At 62.7% G+C, this 8,164-nt stretch carries 5 protein-coding genes and 1 riboswitch; of the genes, 2 read left to right on the top strand and 3 right to left on the bottom strand.

The features are described 5' to 3' along the window. Positions 1-147 precede the first annotated feature (147 nt). On the top strand, positions 148-663 hold the full coding sequence (locus tag ACMRQN_RS04040) for a flavin reductase (RefSeq protein WP_418733929.1): 516 nt from the start codon (positions 148-150) through the stop codon (positions 661-663). A gap of 91 nt (positions 664-754) precedes the next feature. On the opposite strand, the gene ACMRQN_RS04035 is transcribed toward ACMRQN_RS04040, so the two are convergent. The 3 genes from ACMRQN_RS04035 to ACMRQN_RS04025 are packed head-to-tail and all read right to left on the bottom strand — an operon-like array spanning position 755 to position 4,385. Beyond that, entirely contained in the window at positions 755-1,258 is a 504-nt protein-coding gene (locus ACMRQN_RS04035) for an NUDIX hydrolase (protein ID WP_418733928.1), read from the bottom strand. A 9-nt stretch (positions 1,259-1,267) separates the two neighbouring features. Next, positions 1,268-3,478: a HelD family protein gene (locus tag ACMRQN_RS04030; RefSeq protein WP_418733927.1), complete on the bottom strand. Its 2,211-nt coding sequence runs from the start codon at positions 3,476-3,478 to the stop codon at positions 1,268-1,270. A gap of 46 nt (positions 3,479-3,524) precedes the next feature. Beyond that, entirely contained in the window at positions 3,525-4,385 is an 861-nt protein-coding gene (locus ACMRQN_RS04025; RefSeq protein ID WP_418733926.1) for a TIGR02452 family protein, read from the bottom strand. A gap of 468 nt (positions 4,386-4,853) precedes the next feature. Then, a riboswitch (cobalamin riboswitch) is annotated at positions 4,854-5,020 on the top strand. 297 nt (positions 5,021-5,317) lie between these two features. Here ACMRQN_RS04025 and ACMRQN_RS04020 point away from each other — a divergent pair. Continuing rightward, on the top strand, positions 5,318-8,164 hold a 2,847-nt coding region (locus ACMRQN_RS04020), incomplete at its 3' end, for a PQQ-binding-like beta-propeller repeat protein (RefSeq protein WP_418733925.1).

Below are 8,164 nucleotides of genomic sequence, written 5' to 3'. Positions count from 1 at the left end.
CGGGGCAGGATGCCACTCTCCTTTGCGAGGTCGCGCCCGGCGCCTCAGCCGCTATGTCGGCATCCCTGCCCGCCAGAGTCTGCATTGCATCTGAAAGCATTCGATATTCGGCTCCCAAATGCAACAACTAAAAGATAGGAGATTGCTATGGCTTTCAAAGAAATCGCACCTGAAGAACTGATGCTCAACCCGTTCACAAAAATCGGGAAGGAGTGGATGCTCATCACCGCCGGCGCCGATGCCGAGCATTGCAACACCATGACCGCGAGTTGGGGCGCCATGGGCGTTATGTGGGGCAAGAACGTGGTGAGCGTTTACATCCGCCCACAACGCTACACCAAGGAGTTCATCGATGCGAATGAGCACTTCACCTGCGCCTTTTTCGGCGAGGGGAATCAACGTGAGGCACTGAGCCTTTTGGGTAAGGTTTCCGGGCGCGACGTTCCCGACAAGATTTCCCAGGCGGGGCTTACCCCTGTTGAGGTCGGCGGGTCGGTTGCCTTCGAGGAGGCCGAGCTTGTGTTCGTATGCCGCAAGCTGTACGCGCGCGAGCTTCCGCCGGAGGACTTCATCGACACCTCCTGCGATGCGCGCTGGTATCCCAACCACGACTACCACACCATGTACATGGCCGAGATTGAAAAGGTTCTCGTAAAGGAATAGCCCTGCACTTCAGAAAGCAAGGATGCCCGCACAAGAGCCAGGCGGGACGAGGGAAAGCCCGCGCGAGGTAGAGGCACGCGCGGGCTTTCTGCTACAACGAAAAGAGTGCGGCGGCGTTGCCTTTGGCTGCCCGGGTCTTGTACTCGCGCACAATGGCGAGCCGACTGACGGTCGATGAGGCAAGAGGGTGGGGAAGCTCCTCGGGCGGAAACCAGCCGACCTCCGTGCTCTCGTCATCCCCCACGAAAGGTGCAGCATCGTCGTCGGTGGGCGAGCAGATGAAAAGGATGTCCAGGTATCGGCACTGGTCGCCGTTCGCGTACTTCACCAGGTAGTTTGACGATTTTACGCTCGCGATTGCCTGCGGTGCAACATGCACGCCCGTCTCCTCGAGTACCTCGCGCACGCATGTGCGGCCAGGCTCCTCCCCAGGCTCCACAATGCCGTACACAAGTGCCCATTCGCCTGTGTCGCTGCGTCGCCCGAGTAGGATGCGCCCGTCTGCATCTTCGACATAGGCCGTAATTCCCGTAAGCCAAAGCGGGTCGTGGCCGATCTTCTCGCGCAGTGAAAGGATGAAATTCGGGGTCGTCATCGCGGCCTCCTACTTCAGAAGCGGCGTCAGCTCGCCAAGGGCGAACACGTCGAGCTCGCGCGTGGCGCGCGAAATGCTCGTGTAGAGGCGGTTTTTCGCGATGCGGTCATCGGTGGGGAAGAGTCCTGCGCTTGCGTTCGGGATGATGACGTGGTCGAACTCAAGCCCCTTCGCAAGCGGCAGCGTGAGCAGCACGCACCCCGACCGAGGGAGCGCTCCCGTCGCATCTACCAGCTGGGGAGCGTCGTCCCCCAAAGCCGCGACAAGTTTCGTCGCCTCGTGCTTCCACGGCACGATGACGGCAGTGAGCCCCTCGTCGCTCGAGCCCGCCTCGCGCACGGCCTCTCGCACGGCATCCGCCCACGCGTCCTTGTCCTCGAAAACCTCGACGCGCGGCGCCGAGCTCTCGCGTTGCACGGACGACACCTCCATGCGCTCGCTTTCGGGCAGAAGGCGCGCGAACAGGTCGGTGATGCTGGGGGTGGAGCGGTAGCTCGTCATGAGATGACACTCGCTCACCTCGCCGCGCAGGCGCTCAAACGTGCTTTTGACCTGTGCGAACGTGAGTCCACCCTCGCGAATCGCCTGGTTCTCGTCGCCGAGCAGCATGAAGTGGGCGCGGGGGAAGAACCGGGCGAGAACTGCGAGCTGGGGAATCGTGTAGTCCTGCACCTCGTCGATCATGACGTAGCGCGCGTCGGGGTTCGAGAGCCCCGTGCACGCGATCTTCAAGTAGAGCCACGCCGCGGGCTGTAGGCTTTCCGCACCGATCAGGCGGCGGCCCAGGTTGTCCACGTGGAGCCACTCGTCGCGCGCGATCATGCCGTACGCGATGTCGAAGCGGCCGCGGATCAGCTTGAGCGCGGCCTTGCGCACCTCTTTGTCGTCGTCGATGTTCACCGGCTCGCCGAACGCCGCGAGCTGCTCGTCGTGGGTGAGGGATACCACCTCGTCAAAGGCCTCGTCGCTTGACGCCATCGAGGCAAGCTTGGAGTCGAGACGCCGCGTGAGCTCCTCGCGCATCAGGTTCGACAGGCGCGCGCCGGGCTCGATGCGCGGCCATTTCGCGCGCACTTGATGCACCTGCGCTGCCGTGATCAGCTTCACGTGCCCCACGCGGATGTCGCAGAAATCGCCCTGCTCGTATTCAAACCTGCCGCCTTCAAGCGCCTCGTCGATGCGCCAAAGGGTCGCCTCGTCGACGGTGCCCTTCCCGAAGCCCTGCCCCTGCGGCAAGAGCGTGCGCGCGAACTCCGCGAGGGTGAGGGTCTCCGGGTTGCGCTCACCCATGTCGGGCAGCACGTTCGCGATGTAGTGGCGAAACACCGGGTTCGGCGTGATGAGGAACACGTCCTCGGGGCGGAGGCTCTCGCGGTGCTGGTAGAACAGATATGCGATGCGCTGGAGAAGCACCGAAGTCTTGCCCGAACCCGCGATGCCGGCGACGAGCAGCACGGGGCTGTCCTCGTGGCGAATGACGGCGTTCTGCTCCTTCTGGATGGTCGCGGTGATCGCCTGCATCTGAGAGGTGCGCTGCTTGGACAGCGACGCGAGAAGCAGCGAATCCTGGATGGCGATGTTGGTGTCGAAATAGGCGCGCAGCTCGTCGCGCACGATGTCGAACTGGCGGCGCAGCGTGAGGTCGACGGCGATCGTGCGGCCGTTCGCGCGGTAGTGCGTGGGCCCCATGTCCTGGTTGTAGTACACCTCGGCGACGGGCGAGCGCCAATCGACCACGAGGCGCCGACAGCTGTCGTCGGATACGCCCGCAGCTCCGATGTAGAGCTCCTTCGGCGCGGCGCCGCGTTTGAAGTCGAGGACGATCTTCGCGAAGTACGGTTGGCTCAAGAGCAGGCCGATATTGGAGAGCTTCTCGGCGGCGGCGTCTTGCGTCTGGTTGTACGAGTCGATGACGCTGTTCACGGTCGCGAAGTCGGCGTAGGTCTCGAACGCCTCGGTGTCGCTGCCGTAGTTCTGCTTGATTTCCTCCACCATCTGCTGTTTCGTGGCGGCAGCCGCATCCTCGTTCTTGCGCATCTTGGCCGCAAGCGCACCCGCCATCGACCGCAGCGTTGCATAGGTATCGCTTAAATGCTGCTGCTCCTGGGCAAACACGGGATCGTTCTCGCTGCCCTCGTCGTTGGCGACGTCGAGGGCAGCGAGATTCCCGTCGCTGGTTTTCGATTCGGATGCGGTGTCGTGTGCGCGTTCGTCTGACATGGACGGCTCTCCTTGGCTGAAATATCGGACGAACCATTGTAGACCATTAGGCGCGCAGCGTCACTCCCTCGGGGAGATCGGCGGGGTCGAAGTCGAAGTCGTCTTCGGCGTCCTCGTCGGCGACAGCTGTCGGCACAACTTCGGGCTCGGGGGCTTTCTTCTCGCCGAAAGCGGCGTCGAAGGCGTCGAAGCTTGCGCGCGGCACGGCGAACGTGATGTGCGCGATGGCTCCGGGATGAGCCTCAATCCATTCCTTGAACAGGCCGACCGACATTTCCGCATCGAACCCTTGCGGCCCGCATCCAAAGGCGCCCACCACAAGCGTCTCGCAGCCGTTCTCCGCCGCGATGCGCAAGAGCGACTCGATACGGCTGGCGAGCGCGTGCTCGCACTCGCGCTCCGAGCGGTGGTTTTCCATCGCTCGGGCGCGGATGGGCTCGGGGATGGCCAGCACGTCGGCGCGGCGGATGGTGCCATCGCGCACGAACGCCACGTCGGGCAGGTAGAGCGCTCGATCGGTGAACAGCATGCCGGACGAGTAGCCGCGGTTCTTGCTGTGATAGAGGTCCTTGCAGGCGCAAAGCGCGGGGTAGAGGTTGCTCTCCGCGCAGAGAATCTGTTCGGGGCCGAAGCTTCCGTCCTCATAGGCGCCGCCAGGACGGGTGAACGAGCACGGGTCGACGACGACGACCTTGCCCTGCGCGCCAAACACTGCCTTCGGCGCGAAATCGGTCGTCACCGATGTCGTGGTTTCGCCTTCCGCCTCGGCTACGGGAAGCTTGCGCCCTTCGCCGTTCTCGTAGATCTTGGCCGCCTCGACGGTCGCTTTCGTTTCGCTTGCGAACGCCCCGCGCATCAACGCAAGGTTCTTCGCTGCGGCTTCGCGCCGCTCGTCACGTGTGGGCATGCTGCGTCCTTCCCTGGGGATAATGCGAACATCGTTTATGGTAGCAGTTTCGCAGGTTGGGGAACGGGTCGGGTAGGAGATGCCACAAGGTTTGCCCAGATTGCCGGCGCTCTGGGCCTCCCTTCCACTCGACGAGGGCTCTTTGACAACGCCCAGTCGCTCAAACAGTCCTCGCTGCGCTTAAGGAACTCGCATTGTGGGCGCCGCCGAAGAGCCCCTGTCAGGCCGCGGGTCCCAGTCCCTTTTGGCAACGCCCAGTCGCTCAAACAGTCCTCACAGCGCTTAAGGAACTCGCATTGTGGGCGCCGCCGAAGAGCCCTGCTGGGAGCACTCCTCGCGCAGCCCGCACGTGCGATCCCGCGAGCGCTTTTCGTCCCTTCGCTTCGCGCGATTCGGCGGTTTTTGGACCCCTGTACGAATCGCTCACCTTCCCATGCAATATAATGCGCTTGTAAATCAAGCAAATGGCGTTGGCGGACGTGTGCGGATCGCATCTCGGATAGAAGCGGCCCGCAGAGGGGAATGCAGGTGAGAACCCTGCGCTGTACCAGCAACCGTAAGACGCTTGCGCTCGCCCGAGCATAGGGGCGGGCCAAGCCGAAGTCGGATTACCTATCTGCCAAACAGCCCTGGGAAGGATGGTTCGACTTGTTGTGCCCTCATTTGAATTGGCGGGAACACCGTCGCAGTGCCATGTTCGAGGCAGCAAACATTTCCCTTCTCAAAACGAAATAGCCCGTCTCGCCGGATGGCTCGGCTTGGGAGCTGCGGGTTCCTGTGCCGTCTGGCAAAAAGGCGCGGCTTGAAAGGGGGTTGCCCGAAAAGGGGACAGTGCGAAGCTATGTCGTGGCGGCGTCGATGAAGGCGCGCCGCGAATCGGTGAATCAAACGGAGAAGCAAATCCAGACAATCAAGCAGATAAGGAGGCTTGGATGAATCTCAGGAACAAGTTCGTTTCCCTGCTCTTGTCCGTTGTGCTGGCGTGCGGCCTTGTGCCGCAGCTCGCGTTCGCGGAAGTGGGGGCGGTCGCCGCACCGCAGAAGGTGACGGTGAGCTACCATTTGCAGGATGCGACGAGCACGTATCTCGTCAACGAGTCCGACGTTGAGGTCGCAAGCGACGAGGCGGAGTCGATGGGCTTCGCCGACCAGGTGACCGACGGCGTTTCGGCGCTCGACGTCCTGGTCAAGGCTCACGAAGACGCTTTCGGGATGACGAAGGACGACGCGGCCGACTATCTGGCCGTGAGCGACGCCGGCTACGTGACGAAGCTCTTCGGCCAGGAGACGTCCGCCAACGGTTTCATGCTCAATGGCGCATATCCCAACGACGGAACCGAGAGCAGCTGGGGCGGGTATAACGGCACGACGGTGGTCACGCAGGTGGTTGCGACCGGAGACGTGCTTGACTTCTTCATTTACGAGGACCAGAGCGGTTGGGGCGACCAGGCTGCTTGGTTCTGCAAGGATGGCGTGGCGGTCGACTCGATCACCGTTCGTCCTAGCAGCCAGACGAACCTCGTCCTGAAGGGCGTCGCGTACATGTCGGGCTATCTCTATAAGGATGCGGAAGCGTTGCGCGCCGCCGGCATGCCGATTGCAGGCGCGCAGCTTGCGAGCGTCGACGGGGAGAACTCCACCTGGGCAGACGTGGACGGCGCTATCACATCCGATGCCGGCAGCGTGACGTTTGTCGCCCCCAGCGAGGAGGGGACCTACTACTACACGGCTCACTCCGCTGGCGGCACTGCCGTCATCCCGCCCGTGCTCAAGGTCGTCGTTAGCAACGATGCGCCGGTGCCCGCTCCTGCAGCGGAGCTGACGGCGCTCAGCGTGGCGAGCTTCGATAGTTTCCCCAACGCGCTCGAGCTGGCGCCCGCCTTTGACGCGGATGTGACCGAATACCGCGTGCCCGCGGTCAAGTGGAGCAGCAACTCCTGGGAGCGCATGTTCCGCGTCAAGGCGTCGGCGCCCGAGGGGACCGTCATCTCGGCGAGCCTCAACGGCGGCGCGCCGAAGTCCGTGACATCGGGCGACTCTGCCTGGACGCTCTTCAGCGGAAGCGACCTGCTCGTTAAAGGCATCAACACACTTGCGGTGACGGTCTCCGCGTCCGACGCCGCCGACGCCGAGACGAAGACCTACACGGTCACCGTGCCCGTCGGCCCGATGCTTTCCTTCTCGGTCGACCCCGCAGATGCGACTGTTAGCGTCACCGATCCCGATGGCAATAACGTCCCCGCGACGGCGCCTTTGCTGTTCTCGGTTGAGCAGGGCAAGACCTACACGTACACGGTGAGCAAGGCCGGCTACGTGACCAAGCGCGCCACCATTGAGGCTTCGGCTGACACGACATCTGTCCCGGTTACGCTCGAGAAGGCGCCCGCGAGCTCGCTTGTCGACTTCGATTCCGCGTGGCCTTCGTTCCGTGGCTCTGACGACAACATGGCCATCGTGGATGCGAAGACTCCGCGCACAGCCGACGAGGCAAAGACCCTCTGGAACACAAAGCTGACGAATGGTTGGGATCGCGTCTCCAACACGCTTATCGTGGGTGACAACCTTTATGCGCTCGCAGGCAAGGAAATCAAGAAGATAGACAAGGCGACCGGCAATGTGATCGCGACGGGCGCTCTCGCGAGTGATAACAGCTGGTACGACGGTCGTCTCGCATATGGCGACGGAATGCTGTTCGCCACGGTCGACAAGGGTCGTGTTCAGGCGCTCAACGCCAACACGCTTGAGTCGCTGTGGGTGAGCGAGGAGCTTGGCGGCTCCACGACGACGCCGATTTCCTACAAGGACGGCTACGTCTACACGGGAATTACCCAGGGGTCGTCGAGCGAAGACGCGGTGACGTATCTTTGCTTGTCGGCGACCGACGAGGACCCTTCAGCGACTGACGAGGTGAAATATCCCACCTGGATTTACCGAGCTGAAGGCGCGGGCTGCTACTGGGCTGGCGCCTACCTGTCAGGCGATGTGATTGTCTTCGGGTCCGATGCAGGCGTTTTGACCTCCTGCAACGCGAAGACCGGCGAGGTCGTAGGGACGTTCCAGGCTGATGGGCAGATTCGCTCGTCTATTGCCTACGCGGACGGGAACCTTTACTTCTCGACGAACACGGGGAAGGTGTATTCCGTTCCCATGGGCGCAGACGGCGCGCTTGACGGCGGGTCTGCCAAGTCTGGCCAGGTCGACGGCATGACAAAGAGCACCAGCACGCCCGTTGTCTCCAACGGCCGTCTCTACATCGGCGGCGGGTCGTCTTCCTTCTCCTCCGGTGTTGTCGCGGTCATGGACACAGCGACGATGAGCCCTATCTATTCGGCCAACGTGCAGGGATATGTGCAGTCCTCGGCGCTTTTGAGCACTGGCTACGCTGCGGACGGCGGCAAGGTCTACGCGTACTTCACCTACAACAACACCCCTGGTGGAATCCTGGTTCTCGAGGATGCGGCGGGACAGACGGAGGCGAAGGTTAGCAACCTCTACGTGCCCGAAGAGTTTCTGGCGCAGTATTGCCTCTGCAGCCCGATTTGCGATTCCGACGGCACCTTGTACTACAACAACGACTCGGGCAACCTCGTGGCTATAGGTCGGGATTCGAGTGAACCCGTGCCGCCCGAGCCCCTGCGCTTCACCGACGTTGACTACAACTCCTGGTACGCGCCCGGCGTGGAGTTCGTCGCGAGCCGCGGCCTTATGACGGGGTACGAGGGCACCACGGTCTTCGGCGTTGGCAATGCGCTCACCCGCGGCGAGCTCGCCACGATCCTC

The organism is Ellagibacter sp. (assembly GCF_048412355.1).
Classification (GTDB): domain Bacteria; phylum Actinomycetota; class Coriobacteriia; order Coriobacteriales; family Eggerthellaceae; genus Ellagibacter.
Note: the sequence above shows the minus strand (reverse complement) of the source record. Positions and strands in the feature narration are given on the sequence as shown.

What these genes read in the sequence shown, in the direction of transcription:
- ACMRQN_RS04040 (WP_418733929.1), top strand. Translation starts at nt 148, where the DNA reads ATGGCTTTCAAAGAAATCGCACCTGAAGAACTGATGCTCAACCCGTTC.
- ACMRQN_RS04025 (WP_418733926.1), bottom strand. Translation starts at nt 4,385, where the DNA reads ATGCCCACACGTGACGAGCGGCGCGAAGCCGCAGCGAAGAACCTTGCG.
- ACMRQN_RS04035 (WP_418733928.1), bottom strand. Translation starts at nt 1,258, where the DNA reads ATGACGACCCCGAATTTCATCCTTTCACTGCGCGAGAAGATCGGCCAC.
- ACMRQN_RS04030 (WP_418733927.1), bottom strand. Translation starts at nt 3,478, where the DNA reads ATGTCAGACGAACGCGCACACGACACCGCATCCGAATCGAAAACCAGC.